Origin of the sequence: Pseudonocardia oceani (genome assembly GCF_019263585.2) — a bacterium.
Lineage (GTDB): Bacteria > Actinomycetota > Actinomycetes > Mycobacteriales > Pseudonocardiaceae > Pseudonocardia > Pseudonocardia oceani.
The window spans coordinates 5,054,330-5,076,244 of the sequence record NZ_JADQDF010000001.1; the positions used below are offsets into that span (position 1 = coordinate 5,054,330).

The 21,915-nt window shown below is 73.9% G+C and carries 22 protein-coding genes; 15 read left to right on the forward strand and 7 right to left on the reverse strand.

Translation table 11 applies throughout. From position 1 onward, the window contains the following. Positions 1–13: 13 nt before the first annotated feature. Complete coding sequence (locus tag I4I82_RS25175) at positions 14–574, reverse strand: nuclear transport factor 2 family protein (protein WP_218591430.1); 561 nt, start codon at positions 572–574, stop codon at positions 14–16. A 119-nt stretch (positions 575–693) separates the two neighbouring features. Between I4I82_RS25175 and I4I82_RS25180 the strand changes: the two genes are divergently transcribed. The 4 genes from I4I82_RS25180 (at position 694) to I4I82_RS25195 (ending at position 4,312) form a co-directional block, all read left to right on the forward strand. Continuing rightward, positions 694–1,875 carry a thiolase family protein gene (locus I4I82_RS25180; protein ID WP_218591431.1) on the forward strand — a complete coding sequence of 394 codons (1,182 nt, stop codon included), beginning with the start codon at positions 694–696 and terminating at the stop codon, positions 1,873–1,875. Between the two features lie 69 nt (positions 1,876–1,944). After that, on the forward strand, positions 1,945–2,709 hold the full coding sequence (locus I4I82_RS25185) for an SDR family NAD(P)-dependent oxidoreductase (RefSeq protein WP_218591432.1): 765 nt from the start codon (positions 1,945–1,947) through the stop codon (positions 2,707–2,709). After that, positions 2,706–3,503, forward strand: a complete 798-nt coding sequence (locus tag I4I82_RS25190) for a crotonase/enoyl-CoA hydratase family protein (protein WP_218591433.1) — start codon at positions 2,706–2,708, stop codon at positions 3,501–3,503. Before I4I82_RS25185 ends, I4I82_RS25190 begins: the two co-directional genes overlap by 4 nt. A gap of 68 nt (positions 3,504–3,571) precedes the next feature. Continuing rightward, positions 3,572–4,312, forward strand: a complete 741-nt coding sequence (locus I4I82_RS25195) for a carboxymuconolactone decarboxylase family protein (RefSeq protein WP_218591434.1) — start codon at positions 3,572–3,574, stop codon at positions 4,310–4,312. 46 nt (positions 4,313–4,358) lie between these two features. Here I4I82_RS25195 and I4I82_RS25200 read toward each other — a convergent pair whose 3' ends face one another. Beyond that, a complete protein-coding gene (locus tag I4I82_RS25200; protein WP_218591435.1) occupies positions 4,359–5,600 on the reverse strand; it encodes a cytochrome P450 in 1,242 nt (413 codons plus the stop codon). A 42-nt stretch (positions 5,601–5,642) separates the two neighbouring features. On the opposite strand from I4I82_RS25200, the gene I4I82_RS25205 reads away from it, so the two are divergent. After that, positions 5,643–5,876, forward strand: a complete 234-nt coding sequence (locus I4I82_RS25205; RefSeq protein ID WP_225920679.1) for a ferredoxin — start codon at positions 5,643–5,645, stop codon at positions 5,874–5,876. Between the two features lie 55 nt (positions 5,877–5,931). Beyond that, positions 5,932–6,555 carry a carboxymuconolactone decarboxylase family protein gene (locus tag I4I82_RS25210; RefSeq protein ID WP_218591436.1) on the forward strand — a complete coding sequence of 208 codons (624 nt, stop codon included), beginning with the start codon at positions 5,932–5,934 and terminating at the stop codon, positions 6,553–6,555. Positions 6,556–6,567: 12 nt separating this feature from the next. Here the strand turns inward: I4I82_RS25210 and I4I82_RS25215 are convergent, their stop codons facing one another. The 4 genes from I4I82_RS25215 to dctP are packed head-to-tail and all read right to left on the reverse strand — an operon-like array spanning position 6,568 to position 11,311. After that, positions 6,568–8,181, reverse strand: coding sequence for an FAD-dependent oxidoreductase (locus tag I4I82_RS25215; RefSeq protein ID WP_218591437.1), 1,614 nt, complete (start codon positions 8,179–8,181; stop codon positions 6,568–6,570). Between the two features lie 34 nt (positions 8,182–8,215). Beyond that, positions 8,216–9,598 (reverse strand): TRAP transporter large permease, encoded by a 1,383-nt coding sequence (locus I4I82_RS25220; protein WP_218591438.1) that lies wholly within the window; start codon positions 9,596–9,598, stop codon positions 8,216–8,218. Further along, positions 9,588–10,163 (reverse strand): TRAP transporter small permease subunit, encoded by a 576-nt coding sequence (locus I4I82_RS25225; RefSeq protein ID WP_218591439.1) that lies wholly within the window; start codon positions 10,161–10,163, stop codon positions 9,588–9,590. The genes I4I82_RS25220 and I4I82_RS25225 overlap by 11 nt, the downstream gene beginning before the upstream one ends. Continuing rightward, on the reverse strand, positions 10,148–11,311 hold the full coding sequence (gene dctP, locus I4I82_RS25230; RefSeq protein ID WP_218591440.1) for a TRAP transporter substrate-binding protein DctP: 1,164 nt from the start codon (positions 11,309–11,311) through the stop codon (positions 10,148–10,150). The genes I4I82_RS25225 and dctP overlap by 16 nt, the downstream gene beginning before the upstream one ends. A 223-nt stretch (positions 11,312–11,534) precedes the next feature. On the opposite strand from dctP, the gene I4I82_RS25235 reads away from it, so the two are divergent. The 4 genes from I4I82_RS25235 to I4I82_RS25250 are packed head-to-tail and all read left to right on the forward strand — an operon-like array spanning position 11,535 to position 15,877. Next, the gene (locus I4I82_RS25235) at positions 11,535–12,305 is read left to right on the forward strand and encodes an enoyl-CoA hydratase/isomerase family protein (RefSeq protein ID WP_218591441.1); all 771 of its coding nucleotides are present in this window, start codon (positions 11,535–11,537) and stop codon (positions 12,303–12,305) included. Next, positions 12,302–13,951 (forward strand): AMP-binding protein, encoded by a 1,650-nt coding sequence (locus I4I82_RS25240; protein ID WP_218591442.1) that lies wholly within the window; start codon positions 12,302–12,304, stop codon positions 13,949–13,951. Before I4I82_RS25235 ends, I4I82_RS25240 begins: the two co-directional genes overlap by 4 nt. A 25-nt stretch (positions 13,952–13,976) precedes the next feature. After that, entirely contained in the window at positions 13,977–15,602 is a 1,626-nt protein-coding gene (locus I4I82_RS25245; RefSeq protein ID WP_218591443.1) for an FAD-dependent oxidoreductase, read from the forward strand. A 44-nt stretch (positions 15,603–15,646) separates the two neighbouring features. Next, entirely contained in the window at positions 15,647–15,877 is a 231-nt protein-coding gene (locus I4I82_RS25250; RefSeq protein ID WP_218596069.1) for a hypothetical protein, read from the forward strand. A 3-nt stretch (positions 15,878–15,880) separates the two neighbouring features. On the opposite strand, the gene I4I82_RS25255 is transcribed toward I4I82_RS25250, so the two are convergent. Next, positions 15,881–16,477 (reverse strand): nuclear transport factor 2 family protein, encoded by a 597-nt coding sequence (locus tag I4I82_RS25255; protein ID WP_218596070.1) that lies wholly within the window; start codon positions 16,475–16,477, stop codon positions 15,881–15,883. Positions 16,478–16,570: 93 nt separating this feature from the next. Between I4I82_RS25255 and I4I82_RS25260 the strand changes: the two genes are divergently transcribed. From I4I82_RS25260 to I4I82_RS25280, 5 genes are all read left to right on the forward strand, one after another. Next, positions 16,571–17,071 carry a carboxymuconolactone decarboxylase family protein gene (locus tag I4I82_RS25260; RefSeq protein ID WP_218591022.1) on the forward strand — a complete coding sequence of 167 codons (501 nt, stop codon included), beginning with the start codon at positions 16,571–16,573 and terminating at the stop codon, positions 17,069–17,071. 40 nt (positions 17,072–17,111) lie between these two features. Then, entirely contained in the window at positions 17,112–17,939 is an 828-nt protein-coding gene (locus tag I4I82_RS25265; protein WP_218591023.1) for an SDR family NAD(P)-dependent oxidoreductase, read from the forward strand. 135 nt (positions 17,940–18,074) lie between these two features. Continuing rightward, complete coding sequence (locus tag I4I82_RS25270; RefSeq protein WP_218591024.1) at positions 18,075–18,953, forward strand: FAD binding domain-containing protein; 879 nt, start codon at positions 18,075–18,077, stop codon at positions 18,951–18,953. Next, positions 18,950–19,477, forward strand: coding sequence for a (2Fe-2S)-binding protein (locus tag I4I82_RS25275; RefSeq protein ID WP_218591025.1), 528 nt, complete (start codon positions 18,950–18,952; stop codon positions 19,475–19,477). The genes I4I82_RS25270 and I4I82_RS25275 overlap by 4 nt, the downstream gene beginning before the upstream one ends. Continuing rightward, positions 19,474–21,825, forward strand: a complete 2,352-nt coding sequence (locus I4I82_RS25280) for a xanthine dehydrogenase family protein molybdopterin-binding subunit (RefSeq protein WP_218591026.1) — start codon at positions 19,474–19,476, stop codon at positions 21,823–21,825. The genes I4I82_RS25275 and I4I82_RS25280 overlap by 4 nt, the downstream gene beginning before the upstream one ends. Positions 21,826–21,915 lie beyond the last annotated feature (90 nt).

Here is a 21,915-nt window from a genome sequence, read left to right on the forward strand (position 1 = left end):
TCAGCGGCGGGTGTCAGCCGGCGGAGCCCCGCGACGCCGCGTAGGCCTGCCAGCTCGGCAGCGGCTCGGGCAGGTCGGCCGGGGCGGGCTCGGTGCCGGGCCACCGCTTGCGCAGCGTGGTCTGCAGGACGGTGGACAGCTCGCTCAGCGGCGCGGCGTAGAGCTGCTGGGCGCGGCGCTCGTGGAACTTCCACCGGCCGTCCTCGCGGCGGTAGGAGTCGAGGTAGCGCAGCGCCACGACGAACGGGGTGTCACCGATGGCCAGCTCGGCGTGCGCGGACACGACGCCGGTGGCGGTGTCGGGCCCGGTGAACTCGACCGTGTGGCTGTGCGGGTAGTGGTAGGTCATCCCGTAGCGGTCGAGCTGGCCCCGGTAGTAGTCGAGCACGGCGTCGCGCCCCGAGACCGGCCCGGCCGTGCTGTCGAACACCGCGTCGGCCGTGTAGATCGCCCCGATGCCCTCGACGTCGCGGTCGTCGATGAGCCGGCCGTACACGGCCACGAGCTCGTGGAGCTCGGCTCGGTCCTCCAGCAGCGCGATCCGCCGCGCCAGGTCGCCGTCGGTGGGGGGCATCGGGACTCCGTTCCTCGCAGGGGCGCCACAAGAGACGGTGGCGCTCGTCATTCATGTATATAATAATCCTTGAAGGCGGGAAGCGGACGGGCACCGCACCAGGGATCCGGGGAGTGGACGTGGACGACGCGCTGATCATCGATGCGGTCCGGTCGCCGATGGGCCGGGGCCGGGCGGGCGGTGCGCTCTCCTCGGTGCACGCGGTCGAGCTGCTGGCGCAGACCGTGTCGGCGCTGCTGGAGCGCACCGGTGTCGACCCCGGTGCGGTCGACGACGTCATCACCGGCTGCGTGAGCCAGGCGGGGGAGCAGGCGGGCGGCGTCGGACGGATGGCGTGGCTGGCCGCGGGTCTGCCCGAGCACGTGCCGGCGGTGACCGTCGAGCGCAAGTGCGGGTCGAGCCAGCAGGCCGTGCACTTCGGCGCCCAGGGGATCATGTCCGGCGCCTACGACCTGGTCGTCGTGTGCGGGGTCGAGTCGATGAGCCGCGTCCCGATGGGCTCGGCCCGTCTGGGTGCCGACCCCCACGGCCCCGGCGTCCGGCGGCGCTACGAGCCCGGCCTGGTGTCGCAGGGCGTCTCCGCCGAGCTGGTGGCCGCCCGCTGGAAGCTCACGCGCGAGCAGCAGGACGAGTACGCCGCGCGCTCGCACGCGCTCGCGGCCGAGGTCGCCGACACCGGTCGGTCCGCCGGGGAGCTCGTGCCGATCACCACGCCCGACGGCGCGGTCGTCGACGCGGACGAGACGATCCGCCGCGGCACCAGCGCCGAGCGGCTCGGCGGGCTCTCGCCCGCGTTCGCCGACGACGACGCGGCCCGGCGGTTCCCGCAGATCTCCTGGTCGGTCACCGCGGGCAACTCCTCGCAGATCACCGACGGCGCGGCGGCGCTCCTGCTGGCCTCGCCCGCCGCCGCGGAGCGGCTGGGCCTGCGCCCGCGCGCCCGGTTCGCCGGGTTCTCGGTGGTGGGCGACGACCCGCTGCTCATGCTCACCGCGCCCATCCCGGCCACCCGCAGGGTGCTCGCGCGCAGCGGGCTGCGGCTCGACGAGATCGACCACTACGAGGTCAACGAGGCGTTCGCCTCCGTCCCGCTCGCCTGGCAGGCCGAGCTCGACGCCGACCCCGCCCGGCTCAACCCGCGCGGCGGGGCGATCGCCCTCGGGCACCCGCTGGGGGCGTCCGGGGCCCGCCTGATGACGACGATGCTCGCCTCGCTGGAGAGCACGGGCGGGCGCTACGGGCTGCAGACCATGTGCGAGGCGGGCGGCATGGCCAACGCGACGATCGTCGAGCGGCTCTGACCCCTTCTCCGACACCCGACGGCCGGCCGCACGCGGAACGCCGTCGTTCCGCATCACGGGAGGAACCACGTGGACATCGCAGGAATCTCGGCCGTCGTCACCGGCGGCGCGTCCGGGCTGGGCCTGGCGACGGCGCACCGGCTGGCGAAGGGCGGTGCGCACGTCGTCCTGCTCGACCTGCCCGGGTCGCGGGGCGCCGAGGCGGCCGCCGAGCTCGGGGGCGCGGCGTCGTTCGTCGCCGGGGACGTCACCACCGAGGACGGCGTGGTCCCGGCGCTCGACGCCGCGCAGGAGCGGGGCCCGCTGCGGGCCGTCGTGCACTGCGCGGGCCGCGGGCACGCGATGCGCGTGCTGCGCAAGGACGGCAGCCCCGGCTCGCTGGAGGACTACGCCGCGATCGTGCAGCTCAACCTCATCGGGTCGTTCAACGTCCTGCGGCTGGCGGCCTCGCGGATCGCGACCACCGAGCCGGTCGACGGCGAGCGCGGGGCCGTCGTCCTCACCGCGTCGGTGGCGGCGTGGGAGGGCCAGATCGGCCAGATCCCCTACGCCTCGTCGAAGGCCGGCGTCGTGGGCATGACCCTCGTGGCCGCCCGGGACCTCGCCACCCACCTCATCCGCGTGGCCACCATCGCGCCCGGCATCTTCGACACGCCGCTGCTGGGCCGGCTGCCCCAGGAGGTGCGCGACTCGCTCGGCGAGATGGTGCCGCACCCCAGGCGGCTCGGCGTGCCCGACGAGTTCGGCGCGCTGGCCGTGCACGTCCTCGAGAACCCCATGATCAACGGCGAGACCATCCGGCTCGACGGGGCCATCCGGATGGCCCCGCGATGACCAGCACGGCCGACCGGCGGACGGGCGTCGGGCACGGGCTGCGCGTCGAGCACCGGGACGGCGTCGCCGTGCTGACGATCGACCGCCCCGCGCGGCGCAACGCGATCGACCTCCCGACCGCGCAGGCGATCAGCGACGCCCTCGACGAGCTCGACGCCGACCCCGCGCTGCGGGTCGCGGTGCTGTGCGGCACCGGGAGCGTGTTCTCCGCCGGGATGGACCTCAAGGCGTTCGCCGAGACCGGGGAGCGGCCGGTGGTCGAGGGCCGCGGGGGCTTCGGGATCGTCGCCCGGCCGCCGATGAAGCCGGTGATCGCGGCCGTCGAGGGGGCCGCGCTGGGTGGCGGGTTCGAGATCGTGCTCGCCTGCGACCTCGTGGTCGCCGCGGCGGGCGCCACGTTCGGCCTGCCCGAGGTGCGCCGCGGGCTCACGGCGTCGGGCGGCGGCCTGATCCGGCTGCCCCGGCGGCTACCGCGCAACCTCGCGATGGAGGCCGCGCTCACCGGGACGGCGCTGACCGCGGCCCGGTGCGCCGAGCTCGGCCTGGTCAACCGCGTGGTTCCCGACGGCACGGCCCGCGAGGCCGCGCTGGAGCTGGCCGCGGAGATCGCGCGGAACGCGCCGCTGGCGGTGCGGGTCTCCAAGGAGGTCGTCCTGCGCAGCGCGCAGTGGTCCGAGGACGAGGCGTTCGCCCGGCAGGAGCCGCTGGTGGACCCGGTGCGCCGCTCCGCGGACGCCCGCGAGGGCGCGCGGGCGTTCGCCGAGAAGCGCACCCCGCGCTGGGAGGGCCGCTGACCCGGCGGCGCCCGTGACCGACGTCCCGGGACCGAGGGGCCCCGGGCGAGCCGAGAGGACGTGGTGGAGTGCAGGTCGACGAGGTCGTGACACCGGGCGGTCGACGGGTGGCGGCGTGGCTGCCCGAGGGGTCCGGGCTGCCGGGCCTGGAGCGGCGCTCGGCGAAGTTCGTGGAGGGCCTCGCGCGGGTCGGGGACGTGCTCGACGCCGACGGGGCCCTGCCCCGGGCCACGAAGCTGCTGTTCGCCGCCGCGGTCTGCGCGGTGAAGCGGGACGTCGAGCTCGTCGGGCACCACGTCGCCGCGGCCGCCGCCGCCGGGCTGCCGCGCGAACACGCCGAGGGCGCGGTCGTCGGGCTGCTGATCTCCCGCGGGGTCGAGCCGCACCGGCTGCTGGCCGAGGCGGTCGAGCGGACCTACGGCCCGCCCGGGGGGGAGCCGGGCGCGCCCGGCGACGCGGACGTGCCGGGGGCCTACGCCTACTTCGAGAGCTACTTCGGCTTCGTCCCGGACTACGTCGAGCTGCTGGGCGAGCGGGCGGGCCCGGCGTTGGAGGGCTACTTCCTCATGCGGCAGGCGGCGCTCGCCGAGACGCCGCTGCCCCCGCGCGACATGGAGCTGCTGCTCTGCGCGGTCAACGCGGGGGAGTACCAGGCGCGGTTCGTGACCATCCACGCCCGGGGCGCCCGCACCGCGGGCGCCACCGAGGAGCAGCTGGTGGAGGCCGCGCTCACCGCGATGCCGTTCGCCGGCGTCGCGTCCTGGCTGCCCGCGGCCCAGGGGATCCTGGAGTCCCGCGAACCGGCTTGACACCCGCTCCGCCGCCCGCCCCCCGAGGGCGGGCGGCGGAGCTGGTTCAGCGCCGGAGCGCGGTGAGCACGACCGGCATGCTCGAGTAGTTGTCGTGGGTGCTCGAGGGGTTCCGGACGGGCGGGCGGTCCGGGTCCAGCTCCACGCCGGTCCGCAGCAGCGCGCGCAGGATCCGCAGCATGGTGCCCTCGGTCGGCTGCTCGCCGTCGCGCTTCGCGAGCCCGGTCACCAGCGGGCGCCCGACGCACACGTGGGGACCGCTGCCGAAGGTCAGCCCCCACGGGCGGATCCCCGGCGGCGTCGTGCGGTGCGGGTCGAACTCGTCGGCGTCGGCCCCGAACAGCCCGGGATCGCGGTTGGCCGGGGTGAACAGCAGTGCCACGCGCTCGCCCTCGGCGATGTGGCGCCCGGAGGCGAGGGTGACCGCGCTCGTGGCGTAGCGCAGCAGCGTCGGGGCCGGCTGGTGCAGCCGCAGCGACTCGTCGACGACCCGGCGGAGGAAGGCGGGGTCACTCGCCCCGATCCGGTCCCCGGGGTGGTCACGCATCCAGTCCAGCAGGTGCAGCAGCGCGTGCGGCAGCGTGTGCGTCGTCGTCTGGGTGGCGGCGACGAGGAACAGCGTCGCCTCGCGCAGCGGCAGCTCGTCGTCCCAGTCGTCGTCCCAGTGCAGGTGCAGCAGCGTCAGCAGGTCGACCGGCAGGTCCGCGCGGTCGACGCGCCCGGCCCGGAACCCCACGACGAGGTCCTTGCGCCGCTGCTCCGACGGCCCGAAGAACTCCTCGACGAACTCCGCGCGCAGGCGCAGGCCCTCGGCGAGCACCTCGTCGTGGTCCTCGGTCGACCACTCGACGGTGGCCGCGGCGCCGAGGCGGTCGACGAAGAAGCGGAAGCGCTCGGTCCGGGCGGGCGTGTCGACGCCGTCGATCCCGGTGGTAGCGGCGGAGATGCGGTGCAGCATGGTGCGCACCAGCGGGACCAGGTCGACGCGCACGCGGCCGTCGCCGTCGTCCAGCGCGCGGCACTCGTCGATCACCTGCTCGATCACCGGGCCCAGCGCCTCGTGGTCGTAGGACATCAGGGCGGCCCGGTCGAACAGCGGGTTCTCGAGACGGCGCCGCTCCCGGTGCTCGGGGCCGTCGAGCAGGAGCAGCGATCCCCCGAACAGCGGACGGCTCTCGGTGTGCGAGCCCTGGCGGAAGTCCTTCGACCGCAGGATCTCGTCGATCTCCCGGTAGTCCGCGACCTTGGTCATCGTCGCGATGTGCGGGGGTTCCGTCCACTCCCTCATCGGTTCTCCTCGGTCTGGGGCGGTAACATGAGTACTATATCCATGGATCGACCGATTCACGAGGTCGTCCGCGGAGAGGAGGGCGCGGTGCGCGTCGAGGTGGACCGGATGGCCTGTGCCGGGCACGGGCAGTGCAGCGCGACCGCCCCCGCCGTCTACGAGCTCGACGACGACGGCTTCTGCCTGCCCGTCGCGGCCGTGCCGCCGGGCGCCGAGGACGACGCGGAGGCGGGTGCGGCGGCGTGCCCGGAGCAGGCCATCGAGGTGGCCCCGTGAGCGGACCGGTCGCGCCGCGGCCCGCCCGCCCGACGACCGACCAGGAGGAGTGCCCGTGGCCCGCATCCGGATGCTGAGCGCCGAGGAGTTCCCCGCGGGCCTGCGGGCGCTCGTCGGAGCCGACACGAAGACACCACTCGAGCTGGGCAACATCCGCTTCTACGCCCACCGCCCCGAGCTGGCCGAGGCCTACGTGCGCTTCATGGCCGAGCTGCGGCGCCCGGGGCTGCTGCCGCGGCGCCTCGTGGAGCTGGTGCGGCTGCGGGTCGCGTTCCACAACCAGTGCCGCAGCTGCATGGCGGTGCGCTACGCCGACGGCGCGGCCGACGGGGTGGACGAGGGGCTGGTCTGCCAGCTCGCCCGCCCGGACGAGTCGCCCGACCTCACCCCCGCCGAGCGCTCGGCGCTGCGCTTCGCCGACCGGCTGGCCACCGACCACCTCTCCATCGACGACGCGACCGTCGCCGACCTGCGCGAGCACTTCGGCGAGGCCGAGGTCGTGGAACTGGGCATGAACGTCGCGGCCTTCGTCGGCTACGGCCGGCTGTCGATGGCGCTGGACATGGTCGACGAGCTGCCCGACCGCTACCGGGCGCCCAGCGGCGCGCTGGTCACCCCGTGGAACGACGGAGGCGCCGACGACGCCGTGCTGCTCGGCGGCGCGGGGGAGCAGGGCTGAGCACCTGCTGCCTCACCGTCCGTCGGGCCCGATGCCCTCGGCGACCAGCAGACCCAGGGTGAGGGCCCGGCTGAGCGAGAAACCGCTGTTGTAGCCGGTGCCCGAGGAGTGGAATGCCGCGACCGCCCCTGCCGCGTACAGGCCGGGGACGGGGACACCCGCGTCGTCGAGCACGCGCCCGTCCGGGTCGACGGTGACACCGCTCAGCCCGATGCCGGTGCTCACCATCCGCAACCGCATCCCGTGGAACGGCGGTGTGTCGACCTCGCCGAGGTTGGGGTTGCCCGGCTGCTCCGGATCGCCCTGGAACTTCTGCCACGTGAGGTTCGTCCCGCGGCCGAAGTCCGGGTCCGCGCCCTCGGCGACGTGCGCGTTGAACCTCTCCGCGGTCCGGGTCAGTGCGTCGCCGTCCATGCCCAGGCGCTCGCCGAGCTCGGTGAGCGTCGGTGCCGAGGTGACCAGGCCGTCGGGGTACTCGCCGCCCGGCGGGGTGGTGCCGAGGCCGTACGCGGCGTGGTGGCGGGAGTCCCAGATCATCCAGCACGGCATCGCCGTGCTGCCCGGGACGAGTGCGGCCTTCACGACCTCCCAGTAGACCGCGTCGTCGGCGAAGCGCCGTCCCGCACCGTTCACGATGAAGGTGTGCGGCAGGGAGTGCTCCCGCGCCACGGCGAAGCCGGGGTAGCCCTCGGTCGGGTAGCCGAGCTGGATCGGCACCCGGTTCGCCGGGACCGCGGTCACCGTCCCGCCCGCCTGGCGGGCGAGTCGGATCCCGTCGCCGGTGAGTGTCGTCGGGGCGACGCTGCCCCGGTCCCCGGGCTGCAGGCCCAGGTGCTCGGCGGCGAGCTCGTCGTCCCAGTCGTAGCCGCTCGTGGCGAGCACGACCGCTCCGTCGAACCGGTGGACCAGCCCGTCGGGGGTGCAGGCCTCGACGCCGACGACGCGCCCGCCCTCCACGACCAGCTCGACGGCCTCGTGCTCGGGCAGGACCCGCGTCCCGCGGTCCAGCGCGGCCCGGTAGAACCCCGCCACGACGCCCGTCCCGAACGACAGCAGGTCGCCGCGCGGCACCGCGGTACCGGACGCGCCCGCGCCGAACGCGGACGCGCGCAGCCCGGCGGCGAGCAGCTCGTCGTAGGTGGTGCCTACCGGGAAGTGCGGGGAGACCCGCAGTTCCCGACGGTGCTCCCCGAGTCGCCGGGCGTCGTAGACCGCCGTGAGGTACCGCCCGGCGAGCTTGGCACCCGGCGCGTCCTGGTAGTAGTCGGGGTAGCCGGGGATGATCGACCACCGGACGGCGCCGACGGCCTCGAAGTACCGCACGGCCCGAGGTGCCTCGGTGAGCCAGCGGTGCATCGCGGTCTCGTCGAGCAGTTGCGGGTGGGAGCGGGCGAGGTGGCGCACGTAGCGCTCGCCGTCGGCGAGGCTGTCGTCGATGCCCGCACGGTCCTCGAGGTGGTTGGCCGCGACCCAGACCTGGCCGCCCGAGTACGACGCCGCCCCGCCCACCTGTGCGCTCTTCTCGAGCACGGTGACGGGATGGCCCAGCTCGCGGGCGGCGACCGCGGTCGCCAGCCCGCCGAGCCCGGCACCCACCACGACCACCGGTCGGGGTGCTGCTGTCACCGTTGCTGCAGTCCTTCCGTTCGTGCGCGCGTCGTCAGACCGACGCCAGGTTCGGCAGCCACAGCGTGATGATCGGGAAGGCGAACAGGATCGCCGTCGTGACCATGTCCATGGCGACGAACGGGGCCACGCCCCGGAAGGCGTCCTCCGCCCGGACCCCCGGGGACGAGCCCGCCACGACGTAGCAGTTGATCCCCACCGGCGGGGTGACCAGCCCGATCTCGATCAGCTTCACCACGAGGATGCCGAACCAGATCCCGTCGAAGCCGAGCTCGGTGACGACGGGGTAGGTCAGCGGCACCGTGATGAGCAGGATCGACATGCCGTCGAGGATCATCCCGAGCGGGATGAGCGCGAGCAGGATGATCACGACGACGAGGTGGGGACTCACCGGTAGCTCGGTGACCCACTGGGCGAAGTCCCGGGCGTAGCCGCCCGCCACCATGAAGAAGGTGAAGACGCCGCCGCCGATCAGCAGCATGAAGATCATGGTGCTGACGGCGGTGGTCTCCTCGAAGGCCTGCTTGAGCAGCGGCCAGAGGCGGACCTCGCGGCGCCGCACCGAGGTCCACACCAGCATGAGCAGGGCGGCGAAGGCGGCGATCGCGCCGGACTCGGTGGCCGTGAACAGCCCGCTGTAGATGCCGACCACGACGATGAGGAAGAGCGTGGCGACCTTGGCGAAGGCCGCCAGGCCCTGGCGCGTCGACACCTCGACGTCCACCGCGGTCCCACCGCCGGTGCCGGTGCCGCCCCCGGTGTCGGCAGCGGCACCGTGGTCCTCCGGCAGCACGACGAACTGGGGCCCGATCTCCTTGCGCGCCCGGACGAAGACCACCACGGAGTACATGACCGCGGTGAAGACGCCGGGGATGACGCCGGCGAGCAGCAGCTTCTCGATCGACTCGCCGGTGAGCGTGCCGTAGATGACCAGGATGAGGCTGGGCGGGATGAGGATGCCCAGCGTCCCGCTGGCCCCGACGATGCCGGCGGCGAACGAGGTGCGGTAGCCGTGCTGGCGCATCTCGGCGATCGAGATCCGGCCGATGGTGGCCACCGTGGCCGCGCTGGACCCGGTGACGGCGGCGAAGCCCGCACAGGCCGCGACCGTGGCGATGCCCAGCCCGCCCGGCAGCCGCCGGAAGGTCCGGGCGGCGACGGCGTAGACGTCCTGGGCGATGCCCGCCGAGACGACGAACATCCCCATGATCACGAACATGGGGACCAGGACGAGACTGAACGCCGCGGTGGTGGCGAAGGGTTGGTTCGCCAGGGTGTTCGTGGCGTAGCCCGAGCTCTTGAGCAGGATCAGGCCGATGGCGCCCGAGGCCAGCAGCGAGAACGCGACGGGCACCTCGGCCGCGATCAGCAGGATCAGGAGCGCGACCACCAGGCCGAGCAGGAGCTCAGGAGACATCGACCGGCTCCCTGCCCGACAGCGTGCCCGGTCCGGCCGGTGGCGCGTCCGCGGTGCGGCGGCGCCACGCGTCGAGCGCGGTGAACAGGCACTGCACCGCGAGCAGGGCGAGCCCGAGCGGCAGCACGAGCCGCGCGGGCCAGACCGGCACCGAGGTGATGCCGAACCGGGACTCCCCGGAGGCGAAGGCCTCCAGGCCCCGCTCCCAGCACGCCCACGCCGTCCAGAACAGGAACCCCGCGGCCACCACCATGCCGCTCACGCGGATCACGGCGGCGGGGGTCGGGGCGAACCGCGAGGTGGCGAGGTCGGTGCTGACGTGCGCACCGGCCTTCTGCGCGTAGGCGGCGCCGAGGGCGACGATGAACACGAGGAGCACCTCGCTCAGCTCGATCGTGCCCAGCAGCGAGCGCCCGACGACCTCGCGCACGGCGACCTCGGCCACCAGCATCACCAGCAGGACGAGCGTGAGCGCTCCCGAGACCCAGGAGGACCAGCGGGACAGGAGGTCGACCGCAGCGCGGAGACCCGCGCCGCGGTCGGTCGGAGCTACCTGCTCGCGCATCGCTCGATGCCAGACCGGTAGTCGGCGTACTCGCCCGTCTCGGCCTCCTGGTAGAGGCTGCGGAACTGCTCGTAGAGCGCGGCGGGGTCGGCGACACCCGCGGCGGCGGCCTTGTCCATCCACGCCCGCATCGGCGCGTCGCCGATCGCGTCGCGCCAGATCTGGGTCTGCTCCGCGCTGAAGATGGTGGCGGACCCGCCGGCCTCCAGGATCGTGGTGCAGGCCTCGTCCTCGGTGCGCTCCGCGGCGATCAGGAGCTGCTCGGGGAACTCGGCGTTGAGCTCCTCGACGATCGCCTGCAGCTCGGGGCTCAGCGACTCCCAGGAGTCCATCGACATCGTCCACGTCGAGTTGGCGTAGTGCCCCAGGCCCGGGTCGTGGATCTGCCCGCCGACCTCGTGCAGGCTCAGAGGGGTGATCACGTCGAGGATCAGCCCGCCGTAGGCCTCGATCGTGCCGGTGCGCATGGCCTCGTAGGTCTCGGGCACCGGGATCGCGGCGGGGTTGCCCCCGACGGCCTCGAGGGCGCGGACGAAGAAGCCGCTGGCGCGGACGGTCCTGCCGCGGTACCAGTCGACCGTGGTGACGGGCTCCTTGGCGCCGGTGAGCGCCGGTGGGATGCCGATGAAGGACAGAACCTTGATGCCCTGCTTCTCCTCCCACTCCCCGCGGAAGGCCTCGTCGCTCTGGTACAGCGAGTTGAGGGCGCGGATCTGCGCCCCGATGTTGTCGCCGAGGAACGGCACCTCGACCATCGAGGTGATCGGGAAGTCGCTCGGGGTGTACGCGTAGGTCATGTTGCCGAGCTCGACCCGGCCGTCGCGGACGCCGTCGCGGACCTCCTCGGCCCCCAGCAGCGACGCGTCCCAGAACGGGTCGACGGTGACCCGGCCCCCGGTGCGCTCCTCCAGCTGCTCCATCCACCAGGTGATGGCCTGGCCCTGGGCGGTGGTCGGGCTGAGGAAGCTGGCCATCTGCAGCTCGAGCTCCTCGACGCCCCCGGCCTCCTGGCCGCCGCCGGCCGCGCCACCGCCGGCCGCGCCACCGCAGGCGGCGGCGCCGAGCGCGACGGCGGCGAGCGCCGCCGCGGCGCGGATCCTGGGGGCCCGTCGGCCGGCGCGGTCGGTCCGGGCGGACCGCTCATCCATCGTGCGCATCGTCATCGACGCTCACCTCTCCGTGGGGATGATGTATATAGTTATCACGTTAGCAGGGTCACTTTCGCACGGACAAGGTCTCGTGCAGGCCGATGAGTGCTGCGTCGTCAGGGCCCTAACCACGTAGTGTCACGGTGAGGTCGCGCTCCGGTCGCGGAGTCGTTGACCAGCAAAATCCAGGCTGATAGTAATCAGTGACGGCGAGGAGGCGCGGATGAGTGACGTCGAGGTCGAGCAGCGCGGCGAGGTCGCGTGGATCCGCCTGAACCGGCCGGACCGGATGAACGCCTACGACCGGGCGATGGGGGCGGAGCTCACCCGCGCGGTGCGCGACGCCTCGGCGTCCGGGGTCGTCGTCATCACCGGGACGGGCCGGGCCTTCTGCGCGGGCGGCTACCTGGCCGAGCTCGCCGACCCGGACCCCGAGGAGCTGCGCGGCATGTTCTTCGCGTCGCTGGAGCTCTTCGACGCCATCCGCCTCTCGCCCCGCCCCGTGATCGCCGCCGTCAACGGCGCCGCGGCCGGCGGCGGCAACGAGCTGGTCGTCGCCTGCGACCTCGCGATCGCCGCCCGCAGCGCGAAGCTGGGGCAGACCGGCCCGCGCGTCGGCAGCGCCCCCGTGCTCGGCGGCACCAACCTGCTGGCCGTGTCGGTGGGCGAGAAGCGCGCCAAGGAGATCTCGATGATGTGCCGCCGCTACACCGCTGAGCAGGCGCTCGACCTGGGCTGGGTCAACGCCGTGGTCGACGACGACGAGCTCGAGGCCGAGGTCACGCGCTGGGCCGACGAGCTTCTGGCGCTGAGCCCCCGGTACCTGGAGATCTCCAAGACCTCGTCGAACATGTGGTGGAACGCCTGCCGCGACAACTTCGTCTCCGGCCTCGGGATGCTCGTGCAGGCCATCGGGTCGCCGGACATGCGCGAGGGCGCCGCGGCCTTCATGGAGAAGCGGCCCCCGCGGTTCCCGGGGCGGGCGCCGGAATGAGGTACTACCGCGACCTGACCCCCACCTTCGCCGACCGCTCCGCGTGGACGCTGCCCGCCGTGCTCCGGCACCGGGGCGTCACGCACGCCGACCGCGTCTTCCTCGACGTCCCCGGGCAGGACGTGCGCCTGACCCACGCCGAGGTGCTCGACGTTGCCGAGCGCATCGGGGGCGCCCTGCTCGACGGCGGCTGCGCGCCCGGCGACCGGGTGCTGCTGATGGCGGCCAACTCGGCCGAGTACATCACCGGCTGGTTCGGGGCGGCGGTCGCCGGGCTGGTCGAGGTGCCGATCAACACCGCCTACCGCGGGGCGTTCCTCGAGCACCAGGTGCGGACCGTCGACCCGCGGGCGGCGGTGCTGGACCCGGAGTTCGCCGCGCACCTGCTCGACGTCCCGGGCGCGGAGGCGATCCGGACGTTCTACGTGACCGGGCGCGGCACCGACTCCGCCGCGGCGCTGGCGCTGCTGCGGGCGGCGGGCCGCACGGCCGAGCCCTTCGACGTCCTCACCTCGGCCCCGCGGCCGGCGGTGCTGCCCGAGGTCGGGGCTCGGGACCTCGCGGCCATCCTGTTCACCTCGGGCACGACGGGCCTGTCCAAGGGCGTGATGATGCCGCACGCCCACATGCACTTCTTCGCCGACGAGTGCGTGTCGCTCACCCGGCTCACCGACGACGACGTCTACATGTCGGTCGGGCCGCTGTTCCACGGCAACGCCCAGTTCCTCGCGGCCTACCCGGCGCTGATCGTGGGCGCCCGTTTCGTGCTCCAGCGCCGCTTCAGCGCGAGCCGGTGGGTCGAGCAGCTGCGCGCGTGCGGGGCGACGGTCACCAACTTCGTCGGCGTGATGATGGACTGGGTCCACAAGCAGCCGCGCCGCCCCGACGACGCCGACAACGCGCTGCGCTGCCTCTACGCGGTCCCGCTCGCCACCTCGGTCGCCGACGACTTCGCCGAGCGGTTCGGCATCGAGGCCTTCGTCGAGAACTTCGGGCTGACCGAGATCGCCATGCCGATCCTGACGCCCTACGGCGAGCCGCGCCCGCCCGGTGCGGCCGGGCTGCTCGTCGACGAGTACTTCGAGGTGCGCCTCGTCGATCCCGAGACCGACGAGGAGGTGCCCGTCGGCGAGGTCGGCGAGCTCGTCGTGCGGGCGGCGCTGCCGTGGACGATGTGCTCGGGCTACTACGGGATGCCCGAGCGCACCGCGGAGGCGCAGCGCAACCTGTGGTTCCACACCGGCGACGGCCTGCGCCGCGACGCCGAGGGCTGGTACTACTTCGTCGACCGGCTCAAGGACGCCCTGCGCCGGCGCGGGGAGAACATCAGCTCCTACGAGGTCGAGCAGCCGATCCTCGCCCACCCCGGGGTCGCCGAGTGCGCCGTGGTCGGGGTCCCGGCCGATGCGGAGGCGGGCGAGGACGAGCTGCTGCTCGTCGTGGTGCCCGAGCCCGGTGCCGGGCTCACCGCCGAGGAGCTCTGGCGGTGGTGCGAGGAGCGGCTGCCCGCCTTCGCGGTGCCGCGCTACGTGCGGTTCGCCGACGAGCTGCCGCTGACGCCGTCGGGGAAGGTCCGCAAGGCGCCGCTGCGCGAGACCGGGGTCGATGCCGGCACCGCCGACCGCGAGCGGGCGCGCAGGTCCTGAGGGGTCCACCGATCGAGGAGTCGTCATGCGGGTGTGGTGCGGGGACGTCGCTGCGGCGGCGGACGTGGTCGTCGTGGGATCGGGGGCCATCGGCCTCACGGCGGCGCTGGCCGCCGCCGACGGCGGGGCCCGGGTCGCGGTGCTGGAGAAGGCGCCCTACCTCGGGGGCACGGCGGCGGTGTCCGGCGGGATGCTGTGGGTGCCGCTGAACCGGCGGATGGCGGAGCTGGGCATCGCGGACGACCGGGACGCCGCGCTGCGCTACCTCGCCGCCGTCACCGCGGGGCGCACGGACCCCGACGTCCTGGCGGCACTGGTCGACCGCGGCCCGGAGATGCTCGAGTTCCTCGAGCGGCGCACCGGCCTGCGGATGGTGCCGATGGCCGCGTTCCCCGACTATCACCCGGAGTGGGACGGCGCGCACCCCGGCGGCCGCTCGCTCGACCCGGAGCTCTACGACGCCACGCAGCTCGGCGAGCTCGCCGCGAGCCTGCGCCCCGACGCGCGCCTGCCGTTCACCATGCGCGAGTACGAGGAGTGGCGGATCTTCACCCGCTTCCCCGAGGAGGAGCTGCGGGCGCGGGCGGAGCGGGGCCTGGTCGCCCGGGGCCGCGCGCTGGTCGCCCCGCTGGTCAAGGCCTGCGCCGACGCCGCCGTGACGCTCGTGACCGGGTGCGCGGCCGAGCGGCTGCTAGTGTCCGACGGCGCCGTCGTCGGCGTCACCGCGGCCGGGGGCGTGCGGTTCGAGGGGGCCGAGGTGGTGCTGGCCTGCGGCGGGTTCGAGTGGGCCCCGGACATGGTCGCCGACTTCCTGTCCGGACCGGTGCACGGCAGCTGCAGCCCCCCGCACAACACCGGCGACGGCATCCGGATGGCGGCCAAGGCCGGCGCCGGCCTGGGGTCGATGCGCGAGGCGTGGTGGGGCCCGATGGTCCTGGTGCCCGGCGACAAGACCGACGGCGCGCAGACCGCGACGTTGCTGCGGTTCGAGCGCACCGGCCCGCACACCGTCATCGTCAACCGGGCCGGGCGCCGGTTCGTCAACGAGGCGCACAACTACAACGACATGACCAAGGCCTTCCACCTGTTCGACCCCCGCGCCTACGACTACGCCAACCTGCCGGCGTGGCTGGTGTTCGACCAGCGCCACCTGAGCGAGTACGGCTTCCTCAGCCACCGGACGGGGCGGGAGACGCCGTCGTGGATCCGGTCGGCCCCGACGCTCGCCGGGCTCGCCGACGCGATCGGTGTCGACGCACCCGGGCTCGCGGCGACCCTGGAGCGGTTCAACGCCGGGGCCCGCGCGGGCCTCGACCCGGAGTTCCACCGCGGGGAGAGCGCCTACGACCGGTACTGGGGCGACCAGCACGCGCCGCACCCCGCGCTCGGGCCGGTCGAGACGCCGCCCTTCTACGCCGTCCAGGTCGTGTCGGGCGTCATCGGGACCAAGGGCGGCGTGGTGACCGACGGCGACGGGCGCGCGCTCGACAGCTTCGGCGACCCGGTGCCCGGGCTCTACGCCGCCGGCAACACCACGGCCCACCCGATGGGCCCCGGCTACCCGGGCGCCGGCGCGACGCTGGGACCCGGTTCCACGATGGCCTACGCCGCGGGGCTCGCCGCCGCCGCGCGCCTGCGCGCCCCCGCCTGAGCGGTGTCCATCCGAGCTGCACCTCCCCCCGAGGTCCGCACGCCATGACCGAGGCGGAGATCGAGGAGCTGCTCGACGGGTACGGGGCGACCGCCGCCGTGGTCGCCCGCTCGCGCGTGGACGGCGTCGAGGTGCACTCGGCCGCGTCCGCGGCCGGCTCACCGTCGAGCTCGCGCGCCGCGGGGTGCAGGTCGTCGCCGCGGGGGACTGCGTGGCGCCGGCGCACGATCACCGAGGCCGTCCGCGAGGGGCAGCGGGCCGGTCGCGAGCTGTAGGGATCAGCCGTCGTGGGGGGCGCGATGGGGGGTGCGGTGGGCGGGCTCGCGGTCGCGGCCCGGGTCGAGGGCGAGGTCGCCGTGGTCGCGCCTGCCCTGCACGAACGCGTCGACGGGCAGGCCGAGCGCGGGCGGCAGGACCTGCGGGGTGCAGCTCCAGTCGTGGACGACCGTGCGCCGCGCGATCCGCCACCGGCCGTCGCGGCGCTCGAAGCGGTCGACGTAGCGGCCGGCGAAGAGGTCGAGGGACTCGCCGCCGCCCCCGTCGCCGCCGCCCCCGTCGCCGCCGTCGACGGCCTTCCAGAGGTAGGCGAAGACGTAGGTCTCGACGTGGGCGGAGTCGCCGTCGAGCTCGATCAGCTCGTTCGCGACGGCGTGCGTGGTCCGGAGCGTGGCCCCGGTCAGCCGGGCGACGATGAACTCGCCGAACTCCTCGCCGGGTCCCGTCCAGTAGCCGTGGTCGTCCCAGGACCCCTCGTGGTAGGCGGAGCGGACCAGGTCCGCGTCGCCGCGGTCGACGCCGCGGCAGTACCGCATCAGGACGTCGTGGATCTCGGCGCGGTCCACCAGGCGGCGCGGTCCGGCGTCGTCGACGGTCACGGGAACCTCCTCCTGCGAGGGTTGACACCTCCCTCTGCGCTGATAACCATATATATGGATAGGCGGCAACGGGGCCGCCGGCGAGGAGTCGACGTGGACCGCATCGCACTGCCGGCCGGGGACGGCCGCGCCCCCCTGTGGGAGCTCGTCCCGGAGCTGGGCCCGGCGACCGACGGGTTCAGCCGGGCGGTGCAGGAGTGCGCCGTGCTCCCGGTCCGCGTGGCCGAGGCGGCACGGATGCGCATCGCGGAGCTCAACGGCTGCGTCGTCTGCCGGGAGACCCGCGTGGACGACATGGCGGCGCACGGGATGGACGAGGACTTCTACGCCGGCGTCGGCGACCCGGCGCAGCGGCACCGGTACTCCGCGCGGGAGGTGCTCGCGATCGAGTTCGCCGAGCGGTTCGTCGCGGGTGCCGACGCCTTCGACGACGCCTTCTGGGCGCGGGTGCGGGCCGGGCTCACGCCGGAGGAGGTCGTCGCGCTGACGGTCTCGGCGGCGAAGTGGCTCGCGCTGGGCCGGATCAACGCCGTGCTCGACCTCTCGACGTCCTGCCCGGTGCGCCTCGCGCCGCCGACGCCCGTCGCCCCCTGAGCGGCACCGATCCACCCCGCACCGACCCGAGGAGCACGGAATGGCACAGCAGGACCCGAGCGGCACACCCCTGGTCACGCTCGAGGGGCGGGTCGTCGTCGTCACCGGGGCGGGGCAGGGCCTCGGGGAGAGCGCCGCGCACGTGCTGTCCGGGCTCGGTGCGTCGGTCGTGGTGCTCGACGTCGACGCCGCGGCGGCGAAGCGCGTCGCCACCGAGGTCGCCGATGCGGGCGGGCGCGCGCTGGCCGTCGAGGCCGACGTCGCCGAGGAGGGGTCGGTCGCGGCCGCGGCCGCGCAGACCGTGGAGCACTTCGGCACGGTCGACGGCCTGGTCAACAACGCCGGCGTGATCAGCTGGGCGCGCCTGGAGGACCTCGACGTCGCCGAGTGGGACCGGGTCATGGCGGTCAACGCCCGCGGGCTGTTCCTGTGCACCAAGCACTTCGGGGCCCCGATGCTCGCCCAGCGCAGCGGCAGCATCGTCACGATCTCGTCGGTGGCCGGCACCGTGCCCGAGGCACGCGCCGGCTCCTACTCGCCGAGCAAGGCCGCGGCGATCATGTTCGCCCGGCAGATGGCGGTGGAGTGGGGGCCCCGCGGCATCCGCAGCAACGCGGTGAGCCCCGGCATCATGCGCACCCCGATGGCCGAGCGGTTCAACTCCGACCCCGACGCGCTGCGGCGCAGGCTCGAGATGGTCGCCAGCCGGCGCATCGGCGACCCCGCCGAGGTGGCCGGCGTGATCGCCTTCCTGCTCAGCGACGCCGCGGGCTTCGTGAACGGCCAGAACCTCGAGGCCGACGGCGGCATGATGCAGATGATGATCGACATCCTGCCCCGTCCGGGGGTGCCGCGCGTCGCCGAGTGACCGGGCGCCCGGGTGCCGTCGCGACGAGGTCCCCGGCGGGCGAAGCAGGTGCCCGTGACGCTTGACACATACCTCTCGGACCCGAGATTCTAGGTTCATCGTTATCAAGCATTCCACCCCTCGGAAGGGGGAGCGATGAAGCCGGCGCCTTTCGAGTACTGGGCCCCGACCTCGGTCGACGAGGCCGTGAAGATCCTCTCGGGACTCGACGACCCGGGTGACGCCAAGGTCATGGCGGGCGGTCAGAGCCTGATGCCCCTGCTCAACCTGAGGCTGAGCCAGCCGTTGCACGTCGTGGACCTCAACGCGGTCGGCGGCATCTCCGACGTCTCGCGCGAGGGCTCCACGCTCACCATCGGCGCCCTGTGCCGCCAGCGGACGGCGGAGCGGTCGGCCGAGGTGGCCGCCGCGGTGCCGCTCGTCGTCGAGGCGCTGGGCCTGGTCGGGCACCCCGCCATCCGCAACCGCGGGACGATCGGCGGGAGCATCGCGCACGCCGACCCGGCGGCCGAGATGCCCGCCGTGGCGCTGTGCCTCGACGCCGAGATGGTGGCCCAGGGCCCGGGGGGCGAGCGCACCGTCGCCGCCTCCGACTTCTTCGACGGCTTCCTGTCCACCGCCCTGGCGGAGGACGAGGTGCTCACCGCGGTCCGGTTCCCCGTCGACGGGCCCGGCTGCGGAGCGGCGTTCGTCGAGGTCGCGCGGCGGCACGGCGACTTCGCGATGGCCGGCGTCGCCGTCCACGTGCGCCTCGAGGGCGACGTGATCGCCGAGGCGCGGATCGCGGTCTCCGGCGTCGGGCTGACGCCCGTGCGGGCCACCGAGGCCGAGGCCGGGCTGCGCGGGGCGGCACCGGGCGACGACGCCTTCGCCGCGGCCGCGGCGGCCACGTCCGCGGCGCTCCACCCGGCGACGGACGTCCACGCGTCCGGCGCCTACCGCAAGCACGTCGCCGGCGTGCTCGTCCGGCGGGCCCTCGGGACCGCCACCGACCGAGCGAGGGGGAACCGGTGAGCCACCGGGAGATCACGGTCACCGTCAACGGGGCGGTCCGCACGGCCACGGTCGAGCCGCGGCGCACGCTGGCCGACTTCCTGCGCCAGGACCTCGGCCTGACGGCCACGCACCTCGGGTGCGAGCACGGCGTCTGCGGGGCGTGCACCGTCCTGCTCGACGGCGACACCGTCCGCTCGTGCCTGGCGCTGGCCGTGCACGCCGACGGCCACGAGGTCACCACGGTGGAGGGCATCGCCGAGCCGGGGGAGATGCACCCCGTCCAGTCGGCGCTGTGGGAGAGCGGCGCCTTCCAGTGCGGCTTCTGCACCCCCGGGTTCGTGATGACGATCTACGGCCTGGAGCAGGACGCGCGGGCCGGTCGGCCCTGCCCCCGCTCGCGGACCGAGATCCGCGAGGAGCTCTCGGGCAACATCTGCCGCTGCTCGGGCTACCAGGCGATCGTCGACGGGGCCGAGGCCGCGCTGACCGCCGCCACCGCCGGCGCCACCGGCACGGCCGCCACCACGGAGGACGCACGATGAGCTCGAGTGTCATGGGCGGGTTCGTCGGAGCCCGGATCAAGCGCCGCGAGGACGTCCGCATCCTCACCGGGACCGGGCGCTACATCGACGACGTGCAGGAGCGCGGCACCCTCACCTGCCACTTCGTCCGCAGCACCGTCGCGCACGCGAACCTCGTCGGGCTCGACGTCGCCGCGGCCCGCGAGGTCGAGGGCGTCGTCGCGGTCATCACCGGCGAGGAGATGGCGGCCCTGACCAACCCGATCAACCTCGGCGCCCCGATCCCGAACCTGCTCAGTCCCTCCTACACCGCCCTGGCCACCGGGAAGGTCCGCTACGTCGGGGAGCCGGTGGCGCTCGTGGTCGCGAGCGACCGGTACGTCGCCGAGGACGCCGCCGGGCTCATCGAGGTCGAGTACGAGACGCTGCCGCCGGTCGTGACGTCCGAGCAGGCGCTGGCCGAGGGCGCGCCGCAGCTGTTCGACGACGTGCCGGGCAACGTCATCCACACCGGCGAGATCGCGCACGGCGACATCGATGCGGCGTTCGCCGAGGCCGACCACGTGCTCACCGACCGCATCGACCAGCACCGGTGGGGCTGCGCCCCGATGGAGGGCCGCGGCGGCGTGGCCACCTTCGACCGGTCCACCGGGATGCTGACCTACGAGGCGTCCACGCAGACCACGCACCTGCTGCGGCTGCTGCTGTCGGGCTTCATCAACCAGCCGATCAACCTCATGCGGGTCGTCACCAGCGACATCGGCGGCAGCTTCGGCCTGAAGTTCTCGATCTACCGCGAGGACGTCGCCCTGTGCGCGGCGGCCAAGCACCTGGGCGCCTCGCTCAAGTGGGTCGAGGACCGCAACGAGAACCTCACCGCGGCGGGCGCGGCGCGCGACGAGTCGGTCACCATCGAGGCCGCCGTCAAGGCCGACGGCACCCTGCTCGGCTTCCGCGTCGGCATGGTCATGAACAACGGGGCCTACCCGATCATGCCGCCGGCCCCGGTCGTCACCAACATCGCCGGCTACATGCTCCCCGGCCCCTACCGGCTGCCGGCCTACCGCTTCTCCTCGACGGTGGCGTGCACCAACAAGGCCTCCTACATCTCGCTGCGCGGGCCGTGGGCGGTCGAGACGCTGATCCGCGAGCGGATGATGGACATGATCGCCCGGGAGGTCGGGATCTCGGCGGTCGAGGTGCGCACGCGTAACCTCGTCCCGGTCACCGAGCAGCCGGTCACCAGCGGCGCGGGCTTCGTCATGGAGGGCGTCACCGCCTCCGAGACGTTCGACCGGCTCGTCGAGATGATCGACCTCGACGAGATCCGGGCCGAGCAGGAGCAGGCGCGGTCCGAGGGCAGGCTGCTCGGCTTCGGCATGGGTACCTTCTACGAGCCCGCCCCCGGCACCCCGGAGTTCTGGGGCCTGATCGGCTTCCCGTTCAGCCACGAGCCGGTGCGCCTGCGGATCGAGCCCGACGGCAAGGTCACGGCCTTCACCACCCAGATCCCGCACGGCCAGGGCCACGAGACGACGCTGGCCCAGGTCATCGCCGACGAGATGGGCGTGGCCTACGACGACGTCCGGATCGTCTTCGGCGACACCGACGCCACGGTGTTCACCATGATCGGCACCGGCGGCAGCAAGGCCGGGATGATGGCCACCGGCGGGGCGATGGTCGCGGCGCGCGAGGTCCGGCGCCGGGTCCTCGACATCGCCGCCCACATGCTCGAGGCGAACCCGGACGACCTGCAGATCCAGGACTCCACGATCTCGGTCAAGGGCGCGCCCGCGTCGAAGGTCGCGCTCGCGGAGCTGGCGATGGGCTGCTACATGGCGCCCGGGATGATGCCGCAGGGCGTCGACCTCGACCTCGAGGCGACCGTCAAGTACGACGGCGAGAACGGCGGCTGGGGGCAGGGCAGCCACGCCTGCTGGATCGAGGTCGACCAGGAGACCGGGCGGATCGCGGTCACCCGCTACCTCGTCGTCGAGGACTGCGGGCGGATCATCAACCCCTCGGTCGTCGACGGCCAGGTGATCGGCGGCGTCGCGATGGGCCTGGGCGGGATGCTGCTGGAGCACTCCGCCTACGGCGACGACGGGCAGTACCTCGCCGGGACGTTCATGGACTACCTCATGCCGTCGGCGCCGGAGGTGCCCGAGATCGAGATCGTGCACCTGGAGTACGAGACCACGACGATGGTCGGGTCCCGGGGTGTCGGCGAGGGCGGCACCGTGCTCGCCCCGGCCGCGCTGCTCAACGCCGTCGACGACGCCTTCGCCCAGGTCGGCGGGAAGCGGATCACCGCGACCCCGCTGACGCCGACGAAGGTCCTCGGCGCGCTCGGGGTCATCGAGGGCTGAGGCCCGCCCGCACGGCACCCGTCCAGCACCCGCCCGTCCAGCACCCGTCCGGCCCCGCGCCGGGCGGGTGCTGCGCGTCCTGCGCCCGCC

Excerpts from the sequence above, each read along its gene's own strand:
- I4I82_RS25225 (WP_218591439.1), bottom strand. The coding sequence starts at position 10,163 with ATGCGCGAGCAGGTAGCTCCGACCGACCGCGGCGCGGGTCTCCGCGCT.
- I4I82_RS25250 (WP_218596069.1), top strand. The coding sequence starts at position 15,647 with ATGACCGAGGCGGAGATCGAGGAGCTGCTCGACGGGTACGGGGCGACC.
- I4I82_RS25205 (WP_225920679.1), top strand. The coding sequence starts at position 5,643 with ATGGATCGACCGATTCACGAGGTCGTCCGCGGAGAGGAGGGCGCGGTG.
- I4I82_RS25190 (WP_218591433.1), top strand. The coding sequence starts at position 2,706 with ATGACCAGCACGGCCGACCGGCGGACGGGCGTCGGGCACGGGCTGCGC.
- I4I82_RS25280 (WP_218591026.1), top strand. The coding sequence starts at position 19,474 with ATGAGCTCGAGTGTCATGGGCGGGTTCGTCGGAGCCCGGATCAAGCGC.
- I4I82_RS25265 (WP_218591023.1), top strand. The coding sequence starts at position 17,112 with ATGGCACAGCAGGACCCGAGCGGCACACCCCTGGTCACGCTCGAGGGG.
- I4I82_RS25235 (WP_218591441.1), top strand. The coding sequence starts at position 11,535 with ATGAGTGACGTCGAGGTCGAGCAGCGCGGCGAGGTCGCGTGGATCCGC.
- I4I82_RS25245 (WP_218591443.1), top strand. The coding sequence starts at position 13,977 with ATGCGGGTGTGGTGCGGGGACGTCGCTGCGGCGGCGGACGTGGTCGTC.
- I4I82_RS25270 (WP_218591024.1), top strand. The coding sequence starts at position 18,075 with ATGAAGCCGGCGCCTTTCGAGTACTGGGCCCCGACCTCGGTCGACGAG.
- dctP (WP_218591440.1), bottom strand. The coding sequence starts at position 11,311 with ATGGATGAGCGGTCCGCCCGGACCGACCGCGCCGGCCGACGGGCCCCC.
- I4I82_RS25200 (WP_218591435.1), bottom strand. The coding sequence starts at position 5,600 with ATGAGGGAGTGGACGGAACCCCCGCACATCGCGACGATGACCAAGGTC.
- I4I82_RS25240 (WP_218591442.1), top strand. The coding sequence starts at position 12,302 with ATGAGGTACTACCGCGACCTGACCCCCACCTTCGCCGACCGCTCCGCG.
- I4I82_RS25175 (WP_218591430.1), bottom strand. The coding sequence starts at position 574 with ATGCCCCCCACCGACGGCGACCTGGCGCGGCGGATCGCGCTGCTGGAG.
- I4I82_RS25220 (WP_218591438.1), bottom strand. The coding sequence starts at position 9,598 with ATGTCTCCTGAGCTCCTGCTCGGCCTGGTGGTCGCGCTCCTGATCCTG.